At 73.1% G+C, this 22622-nt stretch carries 24 protein-coding genes; 11 read left to right on the top strand and 13 right to left on the bottom strand.

The window, feature by feature from the left end:
• Positions 1–12: 12 nt before the first annotated feature.
• Positions 13–387, bottom strand: coding sequence for a hypothetical protein (locus C5508_RS00980; protein WP_104522712.1), 375 nt, complete (start codon positions 385–387; stop codon positions 13–15).
• Between the two features lie 106 nt (positions 388–493).
• Between C5508_RS00980 and C5508_RS00975 the strand changes: the two genes are divergently transcribed.
• On the top strand, positions 494–1471 hold the full coding sequence (locus C5508_RS00975; protein WP_104522710.1) for an EamA family transporter: 978 nt from the start codon (positions 494–496) through the stop codon (positions 1469–1471).
• 207 nt (positions 1472–1678) lie between these two features.
• Here the strand turns inward: C5508_RS00975 and C5508_RS00970 are convergent, their stop codons facing one another.
• From C5508_RS00970 to C5508_RS00945, 6 genes are all read right to left on the bottom strand, one after another.
• Positions 1679–2509 carry an ABC transporter ATP-binding protein gene (locus C5508_RS00970; RefSeq protein ID WP_104522708.1) on the bottom strand — a complete coding sequence of 277 codons (831 nt, stop codon included), beginning with the start codon at positions 2507–2509 and terminating at the stop codon, positions 1679–1681.
• Positions 2506–3576, bottom strand: a complete 1071-nt coding sequence (locus tag C5508_RS00965) for a FecCD family ABC transporter permease (protein WP_104522706.1) — start codon at positions 3574–3576, stop codon at positions 2506–2508. Before C5508_RS00965 ends, C5508_RS00970 begins: the two co-directional genes overlap by 4 nt.
• Positions 3573–4628 carry a FecCD family ABC transporter permease gene (locus tag C5508_RS00960; protein ID WP_104522704.1) on the bottom strand — a complete coding sequence of 352 codons (1056 nt, stop codon included), beginning with the start codon at positions 4626–4628 and terminating at the stop codon, positions 3573–3575. Before C5508_RS00960 ends, C5508_RS00965 begins: the two co-directional genes overlap by 4 nt.
• Positions 4629–4710: 82 nt before the next feature.
• Positions 4711–5430 carry a mycothiol-dependent nitroreductase Rv2466c family protein gene (locus C5508_RS00955; RefSeq protein ID WP_104522702.1) on the bottom strand — a complete coding sequence of 240 codons (720 nt, stop codon included), beginning with the start codon at positions 5428–5430 and terminating at the stop codon, positions 4711–4713.
• Between the two features lie 41 nt (positions 5431–5471).
• The gene (locus C5508_RS00950) at positions 5472–5966 is read right to left on the bottom strand and encodes a glutathione peroxidase (protein WP_104522700.1); all 495 of its coding nucleotides are present in this window, start codon (positions 5964–5966) and stop codon (positions 5472–5474) included.
• Positions 5967–5994: 28 nt separating this feature from the next.
• Positions 5995–6399 (bottom strand): DUF2237 family protein, encoded by a 405-nt coding sequence (locus C5508_RS00945; RefSeq protein ID WP_104522698.1) that lies wholly within the window; start codon positions 6397–6399, stop codon positions 5995–5997.
• 62 nt (positions 6400–6461) lie between these two features.
• Between C5508_RS00945 and C5508_RS00940 the strand changes: the two genes are divergently transcribed.
• Both C5508_RS00940 and C5508_RS00935 read left to right on the top strand, forming a co-directional pair.
• Complete coding sequence (locus tag C5508_RS00940; protein ID WP_232796833.1) at positions 6462–8444, top strand: acetoacetate--CoA ligase; 1983 nt, start codon at positions 6462–6464, stop codon at positions 8442–8444.
• Between the two features lie 156 nt (positions 8445–8600).
• Entirely contained in the window at positions 8601–9872 is a 1272-nt protein-coding gene (locus C5508_RS00935; protein ID WP_104522694.1) for an acyl-CoA dehydrogenase family protein, read from the top strand.
• A 15-nt stretch (positions 9873–9887) separates the two neighbouring features.
• Here C5508_RS00935 and C5508_RS00930 read toward each other — a convergent pair whose 3' ends face one another.
• Together C5508_RS00930 and C5508_RS00925 are read right to left on the bottom strand one after the other, a co-directional pair.
• Complete coding sequence (locus C5508_RS00930; protein ID WP_198597763.1) at positions 9888–10904, bottom strand: DNA polymerase III subunit beta family protein; 1017 nt, start codon at positions 10902–10904, stop codon at positions 9888–9890.
• Between the two features lie 113 nt (positions 10905–11017).
• Complete coding sequence (locus tag C5508_RS00925) at positions 11018–12727, bottom strand: glycoside hydrolase family 13 protein (RefSeq protein ID WP_104522692.1); 1710 nt, start codon at positions 12725–12727, stop codon at positions 11018–11020.
• 121 nt (positions 12728–12848) lie between these two features.
• Between C5508_RS00925 and C5508_RS00920 the strand changes: the two genes are divergently transcribed.
• Genes C5508_RS00920 through C5508_RS00910 form a run of 3 tightly spaced genes read left to right on the top strand, consistent with a single transcriptional unit; the run spans position 12849 to position 15011 of the window.
• A complete protein-coding gene (locus C5508_RS00920) occupies positions 12849–13226 on the top strand; it encodes an FKBP-type peptidyl-prolyl cis-trans isomerase (protein WP_104522690.1) in 378 nt (125 codons plus the stop codon).
• 44 nt (positions 13227–13270) lie between these two features.
• On the top strand, positions 13271–14278 hold the full coding sequence (locus C5508_RS00915; RefSeq protein WP_104522688.1) for a cation diffusion facilitator family transporter: 1008 nt from the start codon (positions 13271–13273) through the stop codon (positions 14276–14278).
• A gap of 40 nt (positions 14279–14318) precedes the next feature.
• Positions 14319–15011 carry a DsbA family oxidoreductase gene (locus C5508_RS00910; protein WP_104522686.1) on the top strand — a complete coding sequence of 231 codons (693 nt, stop codon included), beginning with the start codon at positions 14319–14321 and terminating at the stop codon, positions 15009–15011.
• An 11-nt stretch (positions 15012–15022) separates the two neighbouring features.
• Here C5508_RS00910 and C5508_RS00905 read toward each other — a convergent pair whose 3' ends face one another.
• The 3 genes from C5508_RS00905 to C5508_RS00895 form a co-directional block, all read right to left on the bottom strand.
• Positions 15023–15985: an NAD(P)H-dependent flavin oxidoreductase gene (locus tag C5508_RS00905; RefSeq protein WP_104522684.1), complete on the bottom strand. Its 963-nt coding sequence runs from the start codon at positions 15983–15985 to the stop codon at positions 15023–15025.
• An 18-nt stretch (positions 15986–16003) separates the two neighbouring features.
• A complete protein-coding gene (locus C5508_RS00900) occupies positions 16004–16246 on the bottom strand; it encodes an acyl carrier protein (RefSeq protein ID WP_104522682.1) in 243 nt (80 codons plus the stop codon).
• A 68-nt stretch (positions 16247–16314) separates the two neighbouring features.
• Complete coding sequence (locus C5508_RS00895; RefSeq protein WP_104522680.1) at positions 16315–16533, bottom strand: hypothetical protein; 219 nt, start codon at positions 16531–16533, stop codon at positions 16315–16317.
• A gap of 186 nt (positions 16534–16719) precedes the next feature.
• Here C5508_RS00895 and C5508_RS20110 point away from each other — a divergent pair, with 186 nt between their 5' ends.
• Entirely contained in the window at positions 16720–16944 is a 225-nt protein-coding gene (locus C5508_RS20110) for an SRPBCC family protein (RefSeq protein WP_232796832.1), read from the top strand.
• 3 nt (positions 16945–16947) lie between these two features.
• Positions 16948–17223 (top strand): SRPBCC domain-containing protein, encoded by a 276-nt coding sequence (locus C5508_RS20105; RefSeq protein WP_232796831.1) that lies wholly within the window; start codon positions 16948–16950, stop codon positions 17221–17223.
• A gap of 4 nt (positions 17224–17227) precedes the next feature.
• Here C5508_RS20105 and C5508_RS00880 read toward each other — a convergent pair whose 3' ends face one another.
• Positions 17228–18391, bottom strand: coding sequence for an NADH:flavin oxidoreductase/NADH oxidase (locus C5508_RS00880; RefSeq protein ID WP_232796830.1), 1164 nt, complete (start codon positions 18389–18391; stop codon positions 17228–17230).
• A 206-nt stretch (positions 18392–18597) separates the two neighbouring features.
• Between C5508_RS00880 and C5508_RS00875 the strand changes: the two genes are divergently transcribed.
• The 3 genes from C5508_RS00875 to C5508_RS00865 all read left to right on the top strand — a co-directional run bounded on the left by C5508_RS00875 (position 18598) and on the right by C5508_RS00865 (position 22621).
• Positions 18598–20412, top strand: a complete 1815-nt coding sequence (locus C5508_RS00875; protein ID WP_104522675.1) for a phosphoenolpyruvate carboxykinase (GTP) — start codon at positions 18598–18600, stop codon at positions 20410–20412.
• Positions 20413–20736: 324 nt separating this feature from the next.
• Positions 20737–21951, top strand: coding sequence for an MFS transporter (locus C5508_RS00870; protein ID WP_104522673.1), 1215 nt, complete (start codon positions 20737–20739; stop codon positions 21949–21951).
• A gap of 4 nt (positions 21952–21955) precedes the next feature.
• Positions 21956–22621: an acVLRF1 family peptidyl-tRNA hydrolase gene (locus C5508_RS00865; RefSeq protein WP_104522671.1), complete on the top strand. Its 666-nt coding sequence runs from the start codon at positions 21956–21958 to the stop codon at positions 22619–22621.
• Position 22622 lies beyond the last annotated feature (1 nt).

The raw sequence follows: 22622 nt of genomic DNA, 5'->3' as shown, positions 1-22622 counted from the left end.
TGCAGTCTGGCGTCAGCCTCCGACGTCGCCGCGCCGGGTCTCCCGGACCGCGTACGCCGTCCAGCCGGCCGCCGCGACGGCGACACCCGACCAGAGCAGCCGCAGGTCCGCGGAGGTGGAGAAGAGGAGCAGCACGGCGACGACGAAGGCGGACCCGGCCACCGGTACCGACCGCGCGAGGGTGCCGGCGGTACCGGGCCCGGGGACGGCGAGGAAGACGACCGTGGCCGCGACCAGCAGGAACGCGCACAGGGCGGCGAGGATCCCGGCGGTGACGCCGTACTCGGCGGGCAGACCGAGACCGCCGAGCCCGCCCAGCACGATGCCCAGCGCCAGCAGCATGAGCGTGCGGCGACGGCGGTCGGACCACGGCGGTCGGTGCGGCACGGATGTACTCCTCCCGGATGGGGTGTCCTCCCCGTTGTACCGGCGGTGCCTGTGAACACCCGGGGAGGTAGGTGCCTCGGGTCGGGTTGCCCGCTACCGTGCGCCGGTGTCCCGCACCGCCCGCCCCGTCCTGGGCTACGCCTTCACGCTGGCTTCCGCCGGGCTGTTCGCGATCAACGGCACAGTGTCCACGCTGGCGCTGGAGGCCGGGATCCCGCCCACTCGGCTGACCGCGCTGCGGTGCACCGGCGCCGCGCTGGTGCTGCTCGCGGCGCTGGCCGTGTTCTCGCGCGACCGGCTGCGGGTGCGGCGCCGGGAGCTGCCGCTGCTGGCCGTGTTCGGCGTGGTCGGCGTGGCGATGACCCAGTTCCTGTACTACGTGGCGATCGGACGGTTGCCGGTCGGCATCGCGCTCGTCTTCGAGATGACCGCGCCGGTCTTCATCGCGCTGTACGTGTGGCTCGTCCGGCGGGAGGCGGTGCGCAGCCGGCTGTGGCTCGCGCTGCTGCTCTCGCTGGCCGGCCTCGTGCTCGTGGCCCAGGTCTGGCAGGGCGGTGGCTCGCTGGACGGGCTCGGGGTCGTGGCTGCCTTCGGGGCGGCACTGTGCCTGGCCACCTACTACCTGGTCGGCGAGCGCGGCACGACCGGCCGCGACCCGGTGACGCTCACCTGCTGGAGCTTCGTGGCCGCGGCGCTGTTCTGGGCGGTGGCCGCGCCCTGGTGGGTCTTCGACGCCGGGGTGCTGGCCGAGGCGGTGCCGGTCTCGATCGGCGATCTGCGGGCGCCGCTGTGGGTGCTGGTCGGGTGGATCTGCGTCCTGGGCGCGGTGGCGCCGTTCTGGCTCTCCATCAGCGCGCTGCCGCACCTGCCGCCGACGACGGCGGGGCTGGTCGCGACCGTGGAGCCGGTGTTCGCCTCCGTCGTCGCCTGGCTGTGGGTGGAGCAGGTGCTCACCGGCTGGCAGGTGGCCGGCGGCGTCGTCGTCCTCACCGGGATCGCGCTGGCCCAGACCGCGCGGGCGGGCTCGGCCGATCGCGCCGAGCCGCCGCTGCTGCCTGAGTCCCCGGCCCCGCTGTCGTCCTGACGAGGGGGCAGGGCGGCCCCGTCCAGAGGCTCGCCGCGAGCGTGCGAGCGGTGAGGTGAACGGGGTCCTCTTTCAAGCGCTGACGTCCTCCCACGCGGTCAGGTAGCCGGCGAGCTCCGCCATGGAGGCGGCCTGGGCGACGTGGTCCGGGCCGATGCACGTCCACGGGTGCAGCTGGCCGCGTCCTGCCCCACCCGCAGGAGGGCGTCAGCGCAGGCGTCGCACCGGCACGACCATCGGGGTGCCCGCCACGGGGTCGGGCAGGACCCGGGCCTCGAGGTCGAACACGTCGGCCAGCAGCTGCTCGGTGAGCACCTCGTCGGGCGTGCCGGAGGCGACGAGCGCGCCGTCCTTCATGGCCACCAGGCGCTCCGCGTAGCGCGCCGCCAGGTTCAGGTCGTGCAACACCACCACGACGGTTCGGCCCCGCTCGGCGTGCAGCCGCTCGACCAGCTCGAGCACGTCGATCTGGTGGGAGAGGTCGAGGTAGGTGGTGGGCTCGTCGAGCAGCAGCAGATCGGTGCCCTGGGCCAGCGCCATCGAGATCCAGGCCCGCTGCCGCTGGCCGCCGGACAGCGCGTCCACCGGCCGGGAGGCCAGCTCGGTCATGTCGGTCCAGGCCAGCGCCTCGGCGACGACGGCCTCGTCGTCGCGGGACCACTGGCGCAGCCAGGTCTGGTGCGGGTGCCGGCCACGCGCCACCAGGTCGCCGACGGTGAGGCCCTCCGGAGCCACCGGCGTCTGGGGCAGCAGGCCCAGGATCTTGGCCACCTCGCGGGTCGGCGTCCGGGAGATCGCCCGGCCGTCCAGCAGCACCTGGCCCGCGGTGGGGCGCAGTAGCCGGCCGAGTGCGCGCAGCAGCGTGGACTTGCCGCAGCCGTTGGGCCCGACGATCGCGGTGAACGAGCCCTCGGTGAGCTCCAGGTCCAGGTCGTCTACGACGACGCGGTCGTCGTAGGCCAGCCGCACGTGCTCGGCGGCCAGCCGCACGGGCGCCGTAGCCGTGGTGGGGGGCGCGAGTCCGGTCTCGATCGTCACAGCGTGCTTCCCCGCCTTCCGCGGACCAGGAGCCAGAGCAGGTAGGGGGCGCCGATGGCGGCGGTGAGGATGCCGACGGGCAGCGCCTCGGGCAGCACCGTGCGGGTGACCAGGTCGGCCCCCACGACGAGCAGCGCACCGACCAGGCCGGAGGCCAGCAGCGGAGGGCGGGATCCGCCGGTGAGCCGCACGGCGACCTGCGGGACGATCAGCGCGACGAACGCGATCGGCCCGGCGGCGGAGACGGCGAAGGCCACCAGCCCCACCGCGATCAGGACGACGGCGGCCTGCGCGCCGGACAGCCGCACCCCGAGCCCGCGGGCGGTGTCGTCGCCGAACTGCATCACCGCCAGCGTGCGGGTGGCGGCCAGCGCGAGGGGCAGCAGCACGGCGAGCGCCAGCGCGAGCGGGAGCGCGTGGTCCCAGGTGCGGGCGTTGAGCGAGCCGGTGATCCAGACGTAGGCCGACGCCGCGTCGTAGATCTCGGCATTGGTGAGCAGCCAGTCGACCAGCGCCGTGCCGATCGACCAGAGGGCGATGCCGACCAGCACGAGCCGGTACCCGTCGACGCCGGCCCGCCAGGTGAGCGCGAAGAGCAGCAGCCCGGACAGCAATGCCCCCAGCAGCGCCGCCACCGGGATGCCCAGCCCGCCGAGGACCGCGCCGGTCGACGTCCCGCCGGTCAGGACGATGGCGGCCACCGCCCCGGCGGAGGCGCCGGTGGTGATGCCCAGCGTGTCGGGGGAGGCCAGCGGGTTGCGGGCGAAGGTCTGGAAGAGCGCGCCGGCCACGCCGAACGCCAGCCCGACCAGCACGCCGACGACGACCCGCGGGGCGCGCAGCTCCAGGACGATGAACTCCTGCGGCCCCTTCCCGAGGCCGACCAGGGTGCGCAGGACGTCGGGCACGGCGAGGGGGAAGTCGCCGCGACCCATGCTGACCGCGGACAGGATCACCAGGGCGGCGAAGGCGAGCACCGGCACCGCAGCGTCGCGCCAGCGCAGCGACGCCGACACCGGGCCGACGCGCACCGCCCGACCGCCGCGCACCTGGGTCACGGCGGTCACAGCCCGGCCGCCCGGGTCCGGCGCACGAGGGCGATGAAGAAGGGTGCGCCGAGCAGCGCCAGGACGATGCCGACCTGCAGCTCGGCCGGCCGGGCGACCACCCGGCCGATCACGTCCGCGCCCAGCAGCAGCGCGGCGCCGAGCAGGCCCGAGCACGGCAGGAGCCACCGGTGGTCGGGGCCGGTGAGCGCCCGCACGATGTGCGGCACCACGAGGCCGACGAACGCGATGGGCCCGCAGGCCGCGGTGGCCGCGCCGCACAGCAGCGTGATGGCGCCCAGGCCGCCGACGCGGGCCAGCCAGATCCGCTGGCCCAGACCGCGGGCGACGTCCTCGCCCAGGCCCAGCAGGTTCAGCGCCGGCGCGTTGGCCAGCGCGAGCACCAGGCCGGCGGCGATGAACGGGCCCACCTGCCAGGCGACCTCGGCGCCGCGGCCCGCCAGGGAGCCCACGACCCAGAACCGGAAGCTGTCCAGGGTCTGCTGGTCGCTGACCAGGATGGCCCGGACCAGGGCGAAGAACAGCGCCGACAGCGCCGCGCCGGCCAGGGCGAGGGTGAGCGGGGTGGCCGCGCCGCGGCCGGCCGAGCCGATCGCGTAGACCAGCACGGTGCCGGCCAGGGCGCCGGCGAAGGCGAACCAGACGTAGCCCGACGGCGAGCTCAGCCCCAGCACCGAGATGGCCAGGACGACGGCGAGGCTGGCGCCGGCGGTGATGCCGAGCAGGCCGGGGTCGCCGAGGGGGTTGCGGGTGTGGCCCTGCATCAGCGCGCCCGCGAGGCCCAGCGCCAGCCCCACCAGCAGGCCGAGCACGGTCCGCGGGACCCGGAGCTGGCGGACGATCACCGCTTCCTCGGTGGCCAGGTCGCTGTCGAGCAGCGACCGCCACACCTCGCCCAGGCCGATGGACCGGGTGCCGACGGCGATGCTGGCCAGCGCGGCCGCGACGACCAGCACGAGCAGGACGAGCAGGGTGGCCAGCCGCCGGCCGCCCGGGGAGCGCGCGGGCGGGCGGGCTGCGTCCCGGACCGGGACGTCGACCGTGGTGGCCACGAGCAGCTCCCGGAACGGACGGTGGTGCAGGTCAGATAAGGCTTACCTTACCTCCACCGAGGAGGGGTCTCCACCGGCGCCGTCACTTCTTCTGCCGCCGGCTGCCGCCGTGCCAGTCCTCCTGGGCCTGCTGCTCCTCCGGCCGCCAGCCGAACCCGACCAGCTGCGGCCGCTCGCGCAGGCTGCGCTTGAGCTCGGCGAACCCGGGGAACGAGGCCAGCCCGATCACGTGGTCCCACAGCTGCACCGCCTCGGCCTCGGCGGGCAGCCGGCTGATCACCGGGCCGAAGAAGGCGACGCCGTCCGGCGGGCGGAACTGCAGGATCGGCGTCCCGACGTCCTTGCCGGTCAGGGCCAGCGCCTCGTCGGTCTCCGCCTGGATCTGGGCATCCCAGGAGTCGTCGTCCAGGGCTGCGGCGAGGTCGGTCGGGAGCCCCAGGTCGGCGAGCAGCGGCTCGAGGAAATCGCGGGTGCCGCGGCGGACCTCGTGACCGGGCTCGTTCGCCGTCTCGAAGATCTGCCCGCCCAGCGCGGCGTACAGGGGGCCGACGGCCTCGGGGCCGTGCTCGGCCCGGACGCGGGCGGCGACCCGCAGCAGGCGGAGCCCCGAGGTGTGCCCGGCCTCGTACTCGGGCGGGAAGTGCGCGTCGTAGTCGATGTGCGCGTTGAGCAGCCGCAGCGAGATGAACCGCCACTCGACGGCGTACTGCCGCTGCTCGCTCACCATGCGGACCCACTTGCTGGTCATCCAGGCGAAGGGGCAGACCGGGTCGAACCAGAAGCGGAGGTCGGCGTCGCTCATGGCCCGACGGTAGGCCGGGTGCCTCGCCCTCGCCCCCCGTGTCAGGCGGGGAGGACCGACTCGATCGCGGCGCGCACCTCGGGAGCGTCGGGCAGCGTCCGCGGCCGGAAGCGGGCCACCACGTCACCCGAGCCCGAGACGACCCACTTCTCGAAGTTCCAGGAGACATCACCCGCGGCGCCGTCCAGGTCGGGGACGGCGGTGAGCTGCTGGAACAGCGGATGGGCGTCCGCGCCGTTGACGTCGACCTTCTCAGTCATCGGGAACGTGACGCCGTAGGTCGCCGAGCAGAACTGCTCGATCTCCTCCGCGGTGCCCGGCTCCTGACCCATGAACTGGTTGCAGGGCACGCCGACGACGGTGAAGCCGCGGCTGCCGTACTCCTCGTGCAGCGCCTCGAGCGCCGTGTACTGCGGGGTGAGCCCGCACTTGCTGGCCACGTTGACCACGAGGGCGGGGCGACCGCCGGTGAGCGCGCCGAACGTCGTCGGCTCGCCCTGGAGGGTGGTCACGGGGACGTCGAGGAGGTCACTCATGCCGGCGGCAGCGCCTCCCGTGCGGCGTTCATTCCAGGCCGCGGATGTCGTCGGGGACGTCGACGGCGTGCTGCCGGAGCGCTTCCATCGGCACGATCTCCAGCGAGCGGGCGTTCGTGGCGGCGAGCACGACACCCGAGGCGACCCCCGCCTGGTAGGCCTGCAGCCAGCGGACGGCGACGACGCACCAGCGGTCGCCCGGCCGCAGTCCCGGAAAGCCGTACTCCGGCCGTGGGGTGGACAGGTCGTTGCCCAGTTCCCGCTGCATCGCGAGGAATTCCGCGGAGACGACGGCGCAGACGGTGTGCCGGCCGACGTCGTCGGGGCCGGTGCTGCAGTGCCCGTCGCGGTAGAAGCCGGTGACCGGATCGGTGCCGCACGGCTCCAGCGGGCCGCCGAGCACGTTGCGCTCGTCGGCGTGTTCGGGCGACACGGGCGCTCCTCGGGGGTCGGGACGGCGTGGTCGGCGCGGACAGAGGATGGCATGGTGCGGGGGTGAGCGAGACCCCCGAGGAGCTCTGGCGACCGGACCCCGACCGCATGCGGCACACCCGGATGGCGACCTTCGCCCGCTGGGTGGAGGAGCGCCGCGGCGTCTCCTTCGGCGATCCTCCCGACTACGACGCCCTGTGGCGCTGGTCGGTGGAGAACCTCGACCAGTTCTGGGGCGACCTCGCGACCTGGACGGGCGTGCTGCCCGATGTCCCCGACGACCGGGTGCTGCCCGACCGGAGCATGCCGGGAGCGGTCTGGTTCCCCGGGACGACGGTGAACTACGCCGAGCAGGCGCTCCGCTCGGCCACCGACGCCTATCCCGCGGTCATCGCGGTCGCGGAGGACTGCGAGCCGCGGGAGATCTCCTGGGCGACGCTGCGCGGGCAGGTGGGCGCCTTCGCCGCGACGCTGCGCCGGCTGGGCGTCCGCTCCGGTGATCGGGTGGTCGGCTACCTGCCCAACGTGCCCGAGGCGATCGTCGCGTTCCTAGGCGCGGCCTCGATCGGCGCGGTGTGGTCGGCCTGCGCGCCGGACTTCGGCACCCGCGCGGTCCTGGATCGGTTCGCCCAGATCGAGCCCACGGTGCTGGTCGCCGTCGACGGCTACCGGTTCAACGGGCGGGCGCACGACCGGCGGGACGTCGTGGCGGAGCTCCGGGCCGCGCTGCCGACGGTGCGGACGACGATCGCCGTCCCCCGGCTCTTCCCGGACGACGTGCCCGACGGTGCGCTCCCGTGGGCCGAGGCCGTGGCCGACGAGCAGGAGCCGGTGTTCGAGCCGACGCCCTTCGACCACCCGCTGTGGATCCTCTATTCCTCGGGCACGACGGGGCTGCCGAAGGGGATCGTGCACGGTCACGGCGGCGTGGTGCTGGAGCAGCGCAAGTCGGGCACCTTGCACAGCGATCTGAGCCCCGGCGACCGCTTCTACTGGTACACCTCGACCGCCTGGATGATGTGGAACGTCGTGGTGTCCTCGCTGCTGTCGGGCGCCACGGCCGTCGTCCACGACGGGGCGCCGGCCTACCCGGTGGTCGACGCGCAGTTCGCCCTCGCCGCGAAACTCCGCCTCACGCACCTGGGCACCAGCCCCGGCTACCTCGCCGCGGTGCAGAAGGCCGGGGTCCGGCCGGGCGAGGACCACGACCTCTCCTCGATCCGCGTCCTCGGCTGCACCGGCTCGCCGCTTCCGGTCGCGACCTACTCCTGGGTCTACGACGCCGTCGGCACGGACCTGCAGCTGACCTCGGCATCCGGCGGCACCGACGTCGCGACCGGCTTCATCGGGTCCAGCCCGCTGCTGCCGGTGACGGCGGGCGAACTGCAGCGGCCCAACCTCGGGGTGGCCGTGGCCTCGTGGAACGACGACGGCGAGCCGGTGACCGGCGAGCTCGGCGAGCTGGTCGTGACCGAGCCGATGCCCTCGATGCCGCTGTACTTCTGGAACGACCCCGATGGCGCGCGGTACCGGGCGGCCTACTTCGAGCCGTGGCCCGGCGTCTGGCGGCACGGCGACTGGTTGGAGATCACCGAGCGTGGCACCTGCATCATCACCGGCCGCTCCGACTCCACGCTCAACCGCGGCGGCGTGCGCATGGGCACCGCCGACATCTACGCCGCCGTGGAGGCCTTCCCCGAGGTGGTCGACTGCGTCGTCCTCGGCGTCGAGCTCTCCGACGGCGGCTACTGGATGCCGCTGTTCGTGCAGCTCGCGCCGGAGGAGGAGCTGACCGACGACCTGGTGGCCCGCCTGCGCTCGGCGATCCGGGAGCAGGCGAGCCCGCGGCACGTGCCCGACGAGGTGATCGCCGTGCCCGGCGTGCCGCATACCCGCACCGGCAAGCGGCTGGAGGTGCCGCTCAAGCGGCTGTTCCAGGGCGTGGACCCGGCGAAGGCCGTCAACACCGGCACCGTCGACGACGCCGCGCTGGTCGAGCACTTCATCCGCCTCGCCCAGGGGCGCGGCTCGACCAGCACCGGCTGACGTGGAGCCGCGCCACGGCGCGGTTCTCCGTCGGCCGGTCCGGCTCAGCGACCGGGGTGAGCCTGCTCACCGGACGGGTGACGACGACGTGCGGCGGGAAGGTCCAGTCGCCAAGGTGAGTGCGATCATCCGCCGCGAGCGAGTGGAGACCCGACGATGACGTCGAGCTCGGACGAGACCGAGAACGAGATCTGGGAGCCGCAGCCGCCGGCGCTGCTGCCGCCGTGGCACACCCCCGAGCGGGAGAAGCTCCAGGAGCAGGCCCGCCGGTTCGCCATGGACGAGGTCCTCCCGGTCGCCGACGAGCTGGACCCGCAGAAGGGCGAGATCCCGGCGTCGCTGCTGTCCCGGCTGGCCGAGCTCGGCTACTTCGGCATCACGGTGCCCGCCGAGCAGGGCGGCCTCGGGCTGGGCGTGTTCGAGTACTGCATGGTCAGCGAGGAGCTGGCCCGCGCCTGGATGTCGACGGCCAGCATCCTGGCCCGCTCCCAGGGGCTGGGCACCGCCGTGCCCGACGCCGACCGCCGGCACGAGCTGCTGGGCCGCAGCGCGCGCGGTGAGTGGATCGGCGCGATCGCGCTGTCCGAGCCCGACGCCGGGTCCGACCTGGCCGGGGTCTCCACCCGCGCCGTCCTGGACGGCGACGAGTGGGTCGTCACCGGGCACAAGCGCTGGTGCGGCAACGCGAAGGCCGCCGACTTCATCCAGGTCCTCGTGCGTGAGCGCGATCCGGAGCCCGGGGAGTCCCGCTCGGCCGGCCTGATCAACCTGCTGCTCGAGAAGGAGCGCGGCTCGTTCCCGGAGGGGCTGTCCGGGCACCCGATCGACAAGATCGGCTACCACGGCTTCCTCACCTGGGACCTCACCTTCGACGGCGTCCGCATCCCGCGCGAGAACGTCATCGACGAGGCCCGGGCCGCCCGCGAGGAGAGCGACGCCGAGGGTGAGGCGGCCAAGCAGGCGGGCTTCGCCGAGGCGCAGAAGTTCCTCAACACCGCGCGCGTGCACACCGCCGCCCGGGCGGTCGGGCTCGCCCGCGCGGCGCTGGAGGACTCGATCCGGTACCTCCAGGAGCGCGAGCAGTTCGGCCACCCGATCGCGGACTTCCAGGCGCTGCGGTTCAACATCGCCGAGATGGCGTCGCAGATCGAGCAGTCCCGGGCGTTCTACCGGCAGGTCGCCCACCTGCTCGACCTCGGGCTCCCGGTGCACAAGGAGGCCTCGATGGTGAAGCTCGAGGCCACCGAGATGTCGATCCGGGTGACCAACCAGGCCATGCAGCTGCACGGCGGCAACGGCTACACCACCGAGCGGCAGGTGGAGCGGCACTGGCGCGACGCCCGCCTCACCACGATCTTCGAGGGCACCAGCGAGATCCAGAAGCGGATCATCAGCGACCGCCTGTTGCCCCGCTCTCCGCTCTCCTGACGCACCCCGCAATCGTCAGGCGGGGAGGCGGATGGGCATCAGCAGACTGACGTCGCCGGGGCGGCTGGGGTCGCGGATGGCCAGCGGCGCGAGCGGCCCGTCGAGGTCCAGCACGAGCTGGCCGGCGTCGTCGGCGTCGAGCGCCTGCAGCAGGAACTCGCGGTTCACGCCCACTTCGACCTCGCCCAGGGTGAGCACGGTCGCGGTCTCCTCCGCGCCGTCGGGTCCCGTCGGCACCGCGCGGGTGGGCGCGGCGGCGAGCTCGTCGCGGAAGCGGGCGACGTCGAGCTCCATCTGCGCGCTGCCCGGCTCGCGGACCAGTGGCCGGTAGTCGGGGAAGTCGGCGTCCACCCGGCGGCCCCGCAGCGCGAGGTCCGACCCCTGCACGACGACGTCGTCCCCGTCAACGCGCACGGTCACCGGACCGCTCGCCGTGCTGCTCAGCAGCTCGTCGACCAGGGCGACCGGCACGATCACGCTGATCCGAGCTCCGTCGAGCACCGCGCCGGGCAGCTGCCGCACGACCAGCCGGTAGCGGTCGGTGGCAACCACCCGCACGGCATCGGGGTCGGCGTCGAGGAGGACGCCGGTGAGCATCGGCAGCTCCGGGTCGGTGCCGACGGCGAAGCGGACGGCGCGCAGGGCCGCGAGCAGCGCGGGGGCGGTGGTGGCGATCGAGGTCATCGGGCTCTCCTGAACCAGTAGGGAACGGGCGGAGAGGAGCTCACGGCGGGCATCGGCCAGGCCGTCCTCGAGACGCCTCAGGTGCGCCTCCAGCACGGCGTCGACGACGGCGAGGTCGTTCCGGTGCTCGAGCACCCGGCTGATCTCGGCGAGCGGCAGACCCACCCGTCGCAGCCGGGCGAGCAACCGCGCGACGACGACCTGGTCGTCTCCGTACCAGCGGTAGTTCGTCCACGGGTCAACGTGTGCCGGCACGAGCACGCCGGCGCCGTCGTAGAACCGCAGGGCGCTCACCGTCAGGCCGCTGTCGCGCGCCATCTGGCCGATCCCCCGCATGCGCTCCTCCACGTCCAGCACCGTCGGGCCTCGACCGGGTCGAGGGTCAAGCGTCGCGGCACTATCCCTGGGAGAGACATTCTGCGGCGCGCAATGCCGCCACAAGGGCATCGCCGCGGCCGGCGTCAGGCGAGCCGCAGGACGCGGGCCTCCCAGGGTCGGAGCTCCGCCGGGTCGTCGTCGGCGAGGTTGCCCAGCACCAGCTCCGCCGCGGGCGCCTCGGGCAGCAGCTCGGCCAGCCGGTGCGTCGTCCGCGAGAGGTTGCAGACGACGAGGAGCGTCTCGCCGTCCAGGGAGCGGGTGAACGCGTACACCTCGTCGGAGTCGGGCAGCAGCATCGTGAAATCGCCCAGCGCCACCACGGGCAGGTCATGGCGCAGGGCGATCAGCCGCCGGTAGTGGGCGAGGACGGAGGCCCCGTCCTCCCGCTGCGCGGCGACGTTCCACTCGGTGTGATCAGGGTTGACCGGCAGCCACGGCGTCCCGGTGGTGAACCCGGCGTGCGGCGAGGCGTCCCACTGCACCGGGGTGCGCGCGTTGTCCCGGCTCATCGTCCGCAGCGCCGCCAACACGGACGCCGGATCCGCCCCGGCCGACATGGCCTGCACGTGGTGGTTGAGCGACTCGACGTCCCGGAACTCCTCGAGCGAGCGGAACGGGAAGTTCGCCATCCCGATCTCCTCGCCCTGGTAGACGTAGGGCGTTCCGCGGTGCAGGTGCAGCAGTGTGGCCAGGCAGGTCGCCGAGTCGCGCCGGAACTCCGGGGAGTCGTCGCCGAAGCGGGAGACAGCGCGCGGCTGGTCGTGGTTGTCCCAGTAGAGAGAGTTCCACCCGACGTCGGCCAGGCCCGTCTGCCAGCGCCCGAACGAGGCCTTGAGGTCCCGCATGCGCAGCGGGCGCACGTCCCACTTCGACGTCCCGCGGTCCAGGTCCATGTGCTCGAACTGGAACACCATGTCCACCTCGGCGCGGGCGGGGTCGGTGAACAGCCGGGCCTGCTCGACGGTCACGCCGGGCATCTCGCCGACGGTGAGGAACGTTCCGTCTCGTCCGGCGAACACCTCGCGGTGCATCTCGGCGAGGAACTCGTGGATCCGCGGGCCGCAGAGATAGGACGCCGAGCCGTCTCCCAAGGCCGATCCGGGCAGCGGGGGTCCGTCGTGCAGCTCGCCGTGCGGGCCGACGTCCTTGCTGAGCATGTTGATGACGTCCATGCGGAAGCCGTCGACCCCGCGGTCGAGCCACCAGCGCATCATCTCGTGCACCGCTGCCCGGACCTGCGGGTTCTCCCAGTTCAGGTCGGGCTGCCGCCGGTCGAACAGGTGCAGGTAGTACTCGCCGGACGCCTCGTCGAGCTCCCAGACCGGCCCGGAGAAGAAGGACTGCCAGTTGGTCGGCTCCGCGCCCGGCTCCCCGGCGGCGAACCCGGGCCGCGGCGGGCGCCACCAGTACCAGTCGCGCTTGGCGGAGTCCTTCGACGACCGGGCGTCGAGGAACCAGGGGTGCGCGTCGCTGGTGTGGTTGACGACCAGGTCCATGAGCAGCTTCATCCCGCGCGCGTGCAGCGCCTCGATCAGCTCGTCCAGCTGCGCCAGCGAGCCGAAGAGCGGGTCGATGTCCCGGTAGTCGCTGATGTCGTAGCCGTTGTCGGCCTGCGGCGAGGGATAGATCGGCGAGAGCCACAGGACGTCGACGCCCAGGTCGGCCAGGTGGTCCAGCCGCTGCAGGATCCCGCCGAGGTCGCCGATCCCGTCGCCGTCGGAGTCGGAGAACGAGCGCGGATAGACCTGGTAGACGACGGCTCGGGTCCACCACGACGCTTCTTCGACAGCCATGCGCCCACCCCAGCACGCCGGGGGCGCGGCCGCACGTCCCCGTCGAGGAGCCCCCGGGTCCAGCCGCTGCTTGGATGGGGGCAGACGGCGCCGGGACCGCCCCGGCGCGGGAGGGAGAACCGTGGCCGAGCTGAGCCGACCGGACGTCGAGCCGCCGACCGGGCCCGCGCCCGACGACCTGGTGATCGAGGACCTCGTCGTGGGCGAGGGGCAGGAGGCCAAGTCCGGCGACCTGGTCAGCGCGCACTACGTGGGCGTGACGCACGACGGTGGCGAGCAGTTCGATGCGTCCTGGGACCGGGGCGACCCCCTGGAGTTCCGCGTGGGCGTCGGCATGGTCATCCAGGGCTGGGACGAGGGCATCGTCGGCATGAAGGTCGGCGGTCGTCGCCGGCTCACCATCCCGGCGCACAAGGCCTACGGCGAGCGTGGCGCGGGCGGCGTCATCAAGCCCGGCGCGACGCTGGTCTTCGTCGTCGACCTCATGGGCGTCCGGTAGTCCCACCAGGCATGCCCCGGTGCCCTTCCGGGCACCGGGGTTGCATGACCCAACCGGCCCCCGCTCCCGCTCACGTTCTCGCGAAGGACGCGGGCGACAGCGGTGGGGAGAGCGAGTCGACCGGGACGGTCGTCATCGCCGGTCTGGCCAACCTGGGCATCGCGATCGCGAAGCTGGTCGGCGGCCTGATCAGCCATTCGTCGGCGATGCTGTCGGAGGCCGCGCACTCGCTGGCCGACACGATCACCGAGGTGCTGCTGTTCATCGCGCTCAAGCGCGGCACCAAGGCCCCCGACGCCCGCCATCCGGTCGGCTACGGGCGGGAGACCTACTTCTGGGCGCTGCTGGCCTGCCTGGCCACCTTCAGCCTCGGCGCCGGGTTCTCGATCTGGCAGGGCGTCAGCACCATCCGCGGCGGCGAGGAGCAGGGCTCCCCGACCATCGCCTACATCGTCCTCGCCGTCTCGTTCGTGCTGGAGGGCGCGTCCTGGCTCAAGGCCGTGCGCCAGGTGCGCAACGAGGCCCACAAGTGGGGGACGACGCCGCGCCGCTACCTCGCCGAGACCAGCGACACCACCGTCAAGGCGGTCACCTTCGAAGACACGGCGGCGCTCGTCGGGCTCGTGCTCGCCGCCGCCGGGCTCGGCATGGAGCACCTCACCGGTGACCCGGTGTGGGACGGCGTTGCGGCCATCGCCATCGGCGTCCTGCTGCTGTTCGTGGCCGGGTCCCTGGGCCGCGCCAACGTCTCGCTGCTGATCGGGCAGTCGATCTCGCCGCGGTTGCAGGAGGAACTCAAGGCCGAGATCGTGGCCCTGCCGCAGATCACCGACGTCCCGTTCATGCTCACCACCGTGATCGGCCCCGGCCAGCTCATCGTCTCGGCCAAGGTCGACTTCGAGGACTCCGCCACGGTGGCCGACATCGAGCGCGCCTCCGACGAGGCGGAGCGCCGGCTGGTCGCCCGTCACTCGGGCGTCCGGTACGTCTTCCTCGACCCCACGCCCGGCGACGGCCGGGCGCGCGCAGAGGTGCATCCCGCCGACGGGTGACCCCCGGAATGGCCGAGGGCGTGGTCAGGTTGAGCCGGGCATGCGCGTAGAGGTGTGGTCCGACGTCGTCTGTCCGTGGTGCTACGTCGGCAAGCGCCGGCTCGAGACGGCGCTGGAGCAGTTCCCGCACCGCGACCAGGTCGAGATCGTGTGGCGCTCCTTCCAGCTCGACCCGTCCATTCCCGAGGGCGAGACGCACGCGACGCTGCCCGCCCTGGCCCGCAAGTACGGCCAGAGCGAGGACGCGATGCGCCAGAACATGAGCCAGCTCGAGGGCGTCGCCGCCGCAGAAGGCCTGCAGTACGACCTGGCCAACGGCATCAGTGGCAACACCTCGCTGGCCCACGAGCTGCTGCACCTCGCCGCCGAGCGCGGCGTGCAGGGCCGGCTCAAGGAGCGGCTGCTGCACGCCCACTTCGAGGAGTCGCGCAGCGTCTTCGACGTCGACTCCCTGGTGGCGCTCGGCGCCGAGGTGGGCCTGGACGAGACCGAGGCCCGCGAGGTGCTCACCGACCGCCGCTACCGCGCGGCCGTGAACCAGGACTCCGCCACCGCGCAGTCGCTCGGCGCGACCGGCGTCCCCTTCTTCGTGGTCGACCGCAAGTACGGCGCCGCGGGCGCCCAGCCCGCCGAGCTGCTGCTCTCCGTGCTGGAGCGTGCCTGGGCCGACGCGAACCCGCTGATCTCGGTGCCGGCCGCCGAAGGCTGCACCGACGACAGCTGCGCCGTCTGACCCACGGCGGCTCAGGCCAGCAGGTCCGGCACCGCCCGTAGCGCCCGCTCCGCCCCGGCCGTCAGGTCGCGGACGACGTCGGTCGCCGACCGCTCGGCGGTCACCAGCCCCACCGACTCGCCCGCGTAGACCGGAGCCTGGTCCAGGTCATCGCTCCGCCGGGCGTCCACGACCCGCTGCGAGGCGACGTCGTCGCGCGCCAGCTCCTCCTCGCGGCCGTGCCAGGTGCGGCTGAACTCGTTCACCAGCGCCCGGCCCGGCCAGCGCGACGGCCACGCCAGCCGCTGGGCGACGTCGAAGGCGCGGGTCAGCACCGTCTCCTCGCCGGCCGCGGCTTGCACGCGGGCGCGGGCGGTGGGGGAGTTGAGCCCCTCCGGGCAGGCCAGCAGCGGCGTTCCGATCCACACCCCGGCGGCACCGGCCGCGAGCACGGCCGCCATCCCGCGCCCGGTCGCGATCCCGCCGGCCGCCACGACCGGCAGGTCGGTGAGCGTGAGGACCTCCTGCAGCAGCGGCAAGGTCGCGCGGTGCCCGGTGTGCCCGCCGGCCTCGCTGCCCTGCGCCACGATCACGTCCGCGCCGGCCGCCTCGGCGCGGTGCACGTCGGCCACGGTGTTCACCTGGACGGCGACGGCGATGCCGGCGTCGTGCAGCGGAGCGACGTAGGGGCCGGGGTCGCCGAAGGACACCGAGACCAGCGCGGGCCGCGCGGCGATCGTCGCCTGGAGCAGGTCGGGCCGGTCGTCGAGTACCCAGGCCATGAGGCCCACGCCGAAGGGCAGGCCGGCGGACGCGGGGATCGCGCACTGCGCGGTGACGAACTCCGCCGTGTGATTGCCGGCGATGCCGATCATCCCCAGGCCGCCGGCGCGGGAGACGGCGGCGGCGAGCGCACCGCCGGCGACGCCGGCCATCGGCGCACCGATGACCGGCGTCCCCAGGTCGAACCGGCGGGTCAGTGCAGTCCTGATCACGCCGGCCATCCTGCCCCGCTACTGCGCGGCCGGGCCCGCCTGGCTGGTCCCCTGCAGGCGGCCGAGGAACTCGTGGCACTTCGCGGCCCGCTTGGAGTCCTGCTTCATCACCTTGCGGAAGAACTGCGCGACGTCGTCCAGGCCGGCGTTCTCGGCGTCGCGGACGTACTGGCCGTAGTCGTGCCCCGCCTTGAGCGAGTGATACTGCACGGAGATGAGGTCGTAGTAGACGTCCTCGAAGCCGGTCTCACCGGTGGCCATGGGTCCTCCTCGGTTGCTGCGAGCATGGTCGCCGACCACATACCCGAGAGGACCGGTCCGTCACACAGTCAGGTCGATGATCCTTCGGAGAACGCCCCGCCGGTGACGTCGCCCCCGCCGGCCTCGTCCGAGAGTGTCTGGCTCGTGGCCAGCTCGTCCTCTCCGGTCGCCGCCGGGTCGTCCACGGTCGAGGCCAGGTCGGCGCCCTCTCCGTAGGCCCCCGGGTCGGCCTGGGTGGTGCGGGGGTCGTTGAGCGGGTCCGGGGTGTCGGGATCGGTGACGGTCATGGCGACCTCCTATCCCGATGCCGCGGGCGCGAACCCCTCGACGCATGCGTAACGTGCTGGACCCCGCGCCGCTGCGCGAGCTCGACGAGTGGCTGGAGCCCTACCGCGACCTGTGGGCGCAGCGCCTGGATGCCCTGGACACCGAGATCGCTCGCGGCAGGCGGGCGCGGAGGAACGGAGGGGCCCATGAGGGAGGACCTGGAGACCCGGCGCGGCACCGTCACGACCGAGCCGGACGGGCGGCAGCGGCTGGAGTTCCGCCGTTCCTGGCCCGACCCGATCGACGGCGTCTGGTCCGCCCTCACCGAGCCCGACCGGCTGGTTCGGTGGATCGGGACCTTCGAGGGGGAGCGGCGGGGAGGCGTCACCGGCACGCTCACGATGACCCACGAGCAGGAGCCGGCGGCTTAGCCCGTGACGATCGAGGTGTGCGACCCGCCGCACCGCCTCGTCGTCCTCTGGCCGCAGGCCGACGGCGAGCCGGGGCGGATCGACCTCGACCTCCGCGAGGAGGGCGGACGCACCGTCCTGCGCTTCGTCCAGCTCTTCCCGGCGGAGGCGGCCGCAGCCGACTACGCCGGCGGCTGGCACTGGTACCTCGACGAGCTCGACGCCGTCGGGACCGGCGGTCCGGCCCCGGCCGACTGGGACACCTTCTGGGCCGCAGCCGGACCGGGGTACCGGACCTGATCTCTCAGGCGGGCTGGACGACCTGCACCGGGCTCGGGCCGGCCCACGGGCCGAGCCGGTCCAGCAGCCGCTCCCGCGAGGCCAGCCGCGGCCCGGCCTGCACGGGATAGGCGTCGTAGGACCCCTCGGTGAGCTCGCGGGCGGCGTGCACGGCGAAGTTCGGGTCGTCCTGCGCCTCCCGCGCCACCGCGACCAGGTCCGCGGCGCCTTCGGCCACGATCGCCTCGGCCTGGCGGGCGTCCACCACGAGCCCGACGGCCATGGTCGGGATGCCGGCCTGCTCGCGGATCGCCGCGGCGTACGGCACCTGGTAGCCGTAGCCGATCGGGTGCTCCCACCCCGACCCGATGCCGCCCCCGGAGACGTCGACGGCGTCCACGCCGCGCGCCTTCAGCTCCCGCGCGAAGGCGATGGTGTCCTCCAGCGTCGTCCCCTCGGTCGTGGCGTCGACGGCGGAGACCCGCACGACCAGCGGAAGGTCCTCCGGCCAGGCGGCCCGGACGGCCTCGACCACCTCGAGGGGGAACCGCATCCGGTTCTCCAGGGAGCCGCCGTACTCGTCCTCGCGCAGATTGGTCAACGGGGAGAGGAACTGGTTGAGCAGGTATCCGTGCGCCGCGTGCACCTCGGCCACCTGGAAGCCGGCGGTCAGCGCGCGCCGGGCGGCCGCGACGAAGGCCTCGCGGACCTCCGCCATCTCCTGGACGGTCAGCGGGTGCGGTGCGTTCCAGCCCTCGCCCATCGGCACCCCGCTGGGCGAGACCGGGGTCCACGGCACGTCACCCGGGCGGGCGTTCTCCGGCGTCACCTGGCCGGAGCCATCCCAGGGGCGCAACGTGTTCGCCTTGCCGCCGGCGTGGGCCAGCTGGATGGCCGGAACGCTCCCGTGCTCGCGGAGGAAAGCGGCCACCCGGGCCAGGCCGGGAACCTGCTCGTCGTTCCACAGACCGACGTCCCCGGGGCTGATCCGGCCCTCCGGGGTGACCCCGGTGGCCTCCACCATGACCAGGCCGAAGCCACCGAGGGCGAATCGGCCCAGGTGGACGAGGTGGTAGTCGCCGACGACGCCGTCGGTGACGCAGTACTGGCACATCGGCGCCACCGCGAGCCGGTTGCGGAGGGTGACGCCACGGAGACGGAACGGTTCGAGTACGGGGGAAGAGTTCACGAGATGTGTCGAACAACGCCCCTGACCAGGGTCTTCCGAGCTGAGGAGTAGACGTCCTATACGTAACATTTGTCGCAGTTACAGCAGTGTGTCCGCGCTTGTACCCTGGCCCGATCCCGAGGTCGGCCGCAGTCGCGGTCGCTGACTCGTAGGCACCACCGCCGGGGCACGATTCCGCTCCGGCAACCCATGAGGATGGAGACGCCGTGACTTCCGTGGCCACCCCCGGTCTGGAGAACGCCCCCACCACGCACGCCCGGCTGCTGGCCTGGGTGCGGGAGATGGCCGAGCTGACGACGCCGGACCAGGTGGTCTGGGTCGACGGCAGCGAGGAGGAGTCCGAGCGGCTCACCCAGAAGCTCGTCGAGGCCGGCACCTTCCGGCCGCTGGAGAAGAAGCCGAACTCCTACTGGTGTGCCTCCGACCCCAGCGACGTCGCGCGCGTCGAGGACCGCACCTTCATCTGCTCGGTCGACGAGGCCGACGCGGGTCCCACCAACAACTGGATGGACCCCCGCGAGATGAAGTCGGTCATGACCGAGCTGTACCGGGGATGCATGCGCGGGCGGACGATGTACGTCATCCCGTTCTGCATGGGCCCGGTCGAGGCCGAGAACCCCATGTTCGGCGTCGAGCTCACCGACTCCGAGTACGTCGTCGTCTCCATGCGGGTCATGGCCCGCATCGGCAGCCGCGTGCTCGAGGCGCTGGGGACCGACCGCCAGTTCGTCCCCGCCATGCACTCCATCGGCGCCCCGCTGGAGCCGGGTCAGGCCGACGTGCCGTGGCCCTGCAGCCAGACCAAGTACATCGTGCAGTTCCCCGAGGAGCGCATGATCTGGTCCTACGGCTCCGGCTACGGCGGCAACGCCCTGCTGGGCAAGAAGGCCTACGCGCTGCGGATCGCCTCCGTCATGGCCCGCGACGAGGGCTGGCTCGCCGAGCACATGCTGATCCTCAAGCTCACCAGCCCGCAGCAGAAGACCTACTACGTCGCCGGCGCCTTCCCCTCGGCGTGCGGTAAGACCAACCTGGCCATGCTCGAGCCGACCATCCCGGGCTGGAAGGTCGAGACCATCGGTGACGACATCGCCTGGATGCGGTTCGGCGAGGACGGCCGGCTCTACGCCACCAACCCCGAGTACGGCCTGTTCGGCGTCGCCCCGGGCACGGGCTGGGACACCAACCCCAACGCCATGCGCACGATCGACAAGGGCAACTCGGTCTTCACCAACGTCGCCCTGACCGACGACGGCGACGTCTGGTGGGAGGGCATGACCGACGAGCCGCCGGCGCACCTCACCGACTGGAAGGGCCGGGACTGGACGCCGGACAGCGACGAGCTCTCCAGCCACCCGAACAGCCGGTTCTGCACCCCGATCACCCAGTGCCCGATCCTGGCGCCGGAGTACGACGACCCCAAGGGTGTGCCGATCTCGGCGATCCTCTTCGGTGGCCGCCGCAAGACCACGATCCCACTGGTCAGCGAGGCCCGGGACTGGAACCACGGCGTGTTCATGGGTGCGACGCTCTCCTCGGAGACGACCGCCGCCGCCACCGGCGCGGTCGGCGTCATCCGCCGCGACCCGTTCGCCATGCTGCCGTTCATCGGCTACAACGCCGCCGACTACTTCAGCCACTGGGTGAACACCGGCAAGCAGGCCGACGCAGCCAAGCTGCCGAAGATCTTCTACGTCAACTGGTTCCGCCGGGACGACGAGGGCGGCTTCCTGTGGCCGGGCTTCGGGGAGAACAGCCGCGTGCTGAAGTGGGTCGTCGAGCGGCTCGAGGGCACCGCGGCCGCCGTCGAGACGCCGGTCGGCCACGTGCCGACGGTGGACTCCCTGGACGTCTCCGGCCTGGACATGACGCCGGAGCAGGTCGAGCAGGCCCTCGCCGTCAAGCCCGAGGAGTGGCAGTCCGAGATCCCGCAGATCACCGAGTGGTTCGAGAAGTTCGGTGACAAGCTCCCGACGACGATGTGGGACGAGCTGGAGATCCTGAAGAGCCGGCTCGCCTGACGAAGGACCACCCTCCCCCCACGCCCCGCACGCTCGGCGCGGGCCCCTGAGGGTGGCCGTTCCAGCAGGCCACCGGGGCCCGGACCGCACCCGCGGTCCGGGCCCTCGTCGCCCGTCCCCCGCTGCACGCCTCTGATGATCAGGAGACCTGATCCTTCTGGGTCCTGGCTCAGCACCGGTCGTGAGCCAGGAGCCTTGACGATCAGGTGACCTGATCGTCGACGCGGCATCAGCGGCGTGACGCGAGGCGGCGCGGCGCAGGACCGACCGGTGTCGGTTAGCGTGGCGGCTGCCCCACTACGTGTGACGGAGGCTTGCCCACTCGTGGCCAACCCCTACCTGCAGGTCCTGCGGACTCCGCATGCCCTGCCGATGGTGCTGGCCGCGTTCGTCGGCCGGCTGCCCCTGTCGATGGTCGGGCTGGGCTGCGTGCTGCTGGTCGCCGACGAGACCGGCTCCTACGGCCTCGGCGGTGCCGTCGCGGCCGTCGGCGCGGTCACCACCGCGATCGCCGGCCCCCTGTTCGGCCGCTGGGCCGACACCCACGGGCAGCGCAAGGTGCTGTTCCCGGTCCTGCTGGTCTTCGTGATCTCCGGCGCGCTGTTCCTGGCGTCGGTGCGCGGGGACTGGCCGCTGTGGATCGTCTTCGTCACCGCGGGCTTCGCCGGGGCGTGCATCCCGCCGGTGTCCTCGATGATCCGGGTGCGCTGGACCCACCTGCTGCGCGGCAGCCACCGATTGCCCACCGCGCTGGCGATGGAGTCCGTCGTCGACGAGTTCGCCTTCATCGTCGGCCCGGTGCTCGTCACCTTCCTCTCCACCACCGGGCACTCGACGTCCGGTGTCGTCACCGCCTTCGCCCTGGCGACGGTGGGCAGCCTGCTGTTCGCGGCGCAGCGCCGCACCGAGCCCGAGCCGCACGGGCACGTCAGCCGCCAGGGGCCCTCGGCCATCCGCACCCGCGGTCTGCGGGTCCTCTTCGTCGTCGGCGCCGCCGTGGGGGCCATCCTCGGCACGCTGGAGATCGCCCTGGTCGCCTTCGCCGAGCAGGTCGACGCCAAGTCGACGTCCGGGCTGCTGATCGCCGGGCTGGCGGTGGGTTCCATGGCCAGCGGTATCGGCTGGGGCGTCGTGCACTGGCGGACGCCGCTGCGCCGGAGGCTCGGCATCGTCCTGGTCGTGCTGACCGTGCTCACCGTGCCGCTGCTGCTGGTGGAGAACCTCTGGGTGATGCTGCCGTTCGTCGTCGTCGCCGGGCTCGCCGTCTCGCCGTCGCTGATCAGCTCGTTCACCCTCGCCGAGCTCCTCGTGCCGCGCTCGGCGGTCACCGAGGCCTTCACCTGGATCGGCACGGCGCTCGGCCTCGGGGTCGCCCTGGGCGCCTCCGCGGCGGGGAAGATCGTCGACGTCTGGGGGGCCAACGCCGCGTTCCTCGTCGCCACCGTGGCCGCCGGCGTCGCCACCGTCGTCGTCCTGCTGTTCCAGGGGCTGCTGCGCGTGCCCGCCGAGCACGCACCCGAGCCGGCCCTGGCCGGCTGATCGGGTGACCCGGCCACGGCCGGCCGCCGGCGGCGGGCGGCGGCTCGGGGTGGCCCCGGAGCGGCTGGGCCGCTGGCTGGACGGCGTCGCCACCCGGCACGGGGCGTTCACCGAGGTGCGAGCGGAGGACGACGGGCTGTCCCTCACCTGCGCCGACACCACCGCGGTCACGCTGCGGGCGCCCTTCGGCTGGACTCCGCAGGCTCCGCTGATCGGGAGCTTCACCGCGGCGGCCCAGCGTGATCATCGCGCCGCCGTGCTGCTGATCCGCCGCGGCCGCTGGGCGGTGGGGGTCTTCGACGGCGCGCAGCTCGTCGTGTCCAAGGTCGACGCGCGGCAGGTGCAGGGCCGGACGGCGGCCGGGGGCTGGTCGCAGCAGCGCTTCGCGCGCCGGCGGTCCAACCAGACCGACGCCGTCGTCGACCACGCGGTCGAGACCGCCGTCCGGGTGCTCACGCCGCACCTGGACGGGCTCACGGCGCTGTTCCCCGGTGGCGACCGTGGGCTCGTGGACGACGTGCTGGGCGATCCGAGGCTGCGCCCGCTCGCCGCGCTCCGCCGGGAGTCGTTCCTCGACGTGGGGGAGCCGACCAAGGCGGTGCTGCTCGCGACGCCGGGCCAGTTCCGGGCGGTGGACGTGCACATCGTGGAGCCCGGCGACCGCCCCTGAG

The organism is Blastococcus atacamensis, assembly GCF_002938425.1.
Classification (GTDB): domain Bacteria; phylum Actinomycetota; class Actinomycetes; order Mycobacteriales; family Geodermatophilaceae; genus Blastococcus; species Blastococcus atacamensis.
The sequence above is the reverse complement of the archived record's forward strand: the minus strand, read 5'-3'. Positions and strand labels throughout refer to the sequence as shown.

Coding starts and splice junctions, on each gene's coding strand:
- C5508_RS00955 (WP_104522702.1), bottom strand. CDS start 5,430: ATGAGCGACGCCGACCTCCGCTTCTGGTTCGACCCGGTCTGCCCCTTC.
- C5508_RS00950 (WP_104522700.1), bottom strand. CDS start 5,966: ATGAGTGACCTCCTCGACGTCCCCGTGACCACCCTCCAGGGCGAGCCG.
- C5508_RS00935 (WP_104522694.1), top strand. CDS start 8,601: ATGACGTCGAGCTCGGACGAGACCGAGAACGAGATCTGGGAGCCGCAG.
- C5508_RS00925 (WP_104522692.1), bottom strand. CDS start 12,727: ATGGCTGTCGAAGAAGCGTCGTGGTGGACCCGAGCCGTCGTCTACCAG.
- C5508_RS00915 (WP_104522688.1), top strand. CDS start 13,271: ATGACCCAACCGGCCCCCGCTCCCGCTCACGTTCTCGCGAAGGACGCG.
- C5508_RS00910 (WP_104522686.1), top strand. CDS start 14,319: ATGCGCGTAGAGGTGTGGTCCGACGTCGTCTGTCCGTGGTGCTACGTC.
- C5508_RS00900 (WP_104522682.1), bottom strand. CDS start 16,246: ATGGCCACCGGTGAGACCGGCTTCGAGGACGTCTACTACGACCTCATC.
- C5508_RS00895 (WP_104522680.1), bottom strand. CDS start 16,533: ATGACCGTCACCGATCCCGACACCCCGGACCCGCTCAACGACCCCCGC.
- C5508_RS20110 (WP_232796832.1), top strand. CDS start 16,720: ATGAGGGAGGACCTGGAGACCCGGCGCGGCACCGTCACGACCGAGCCG.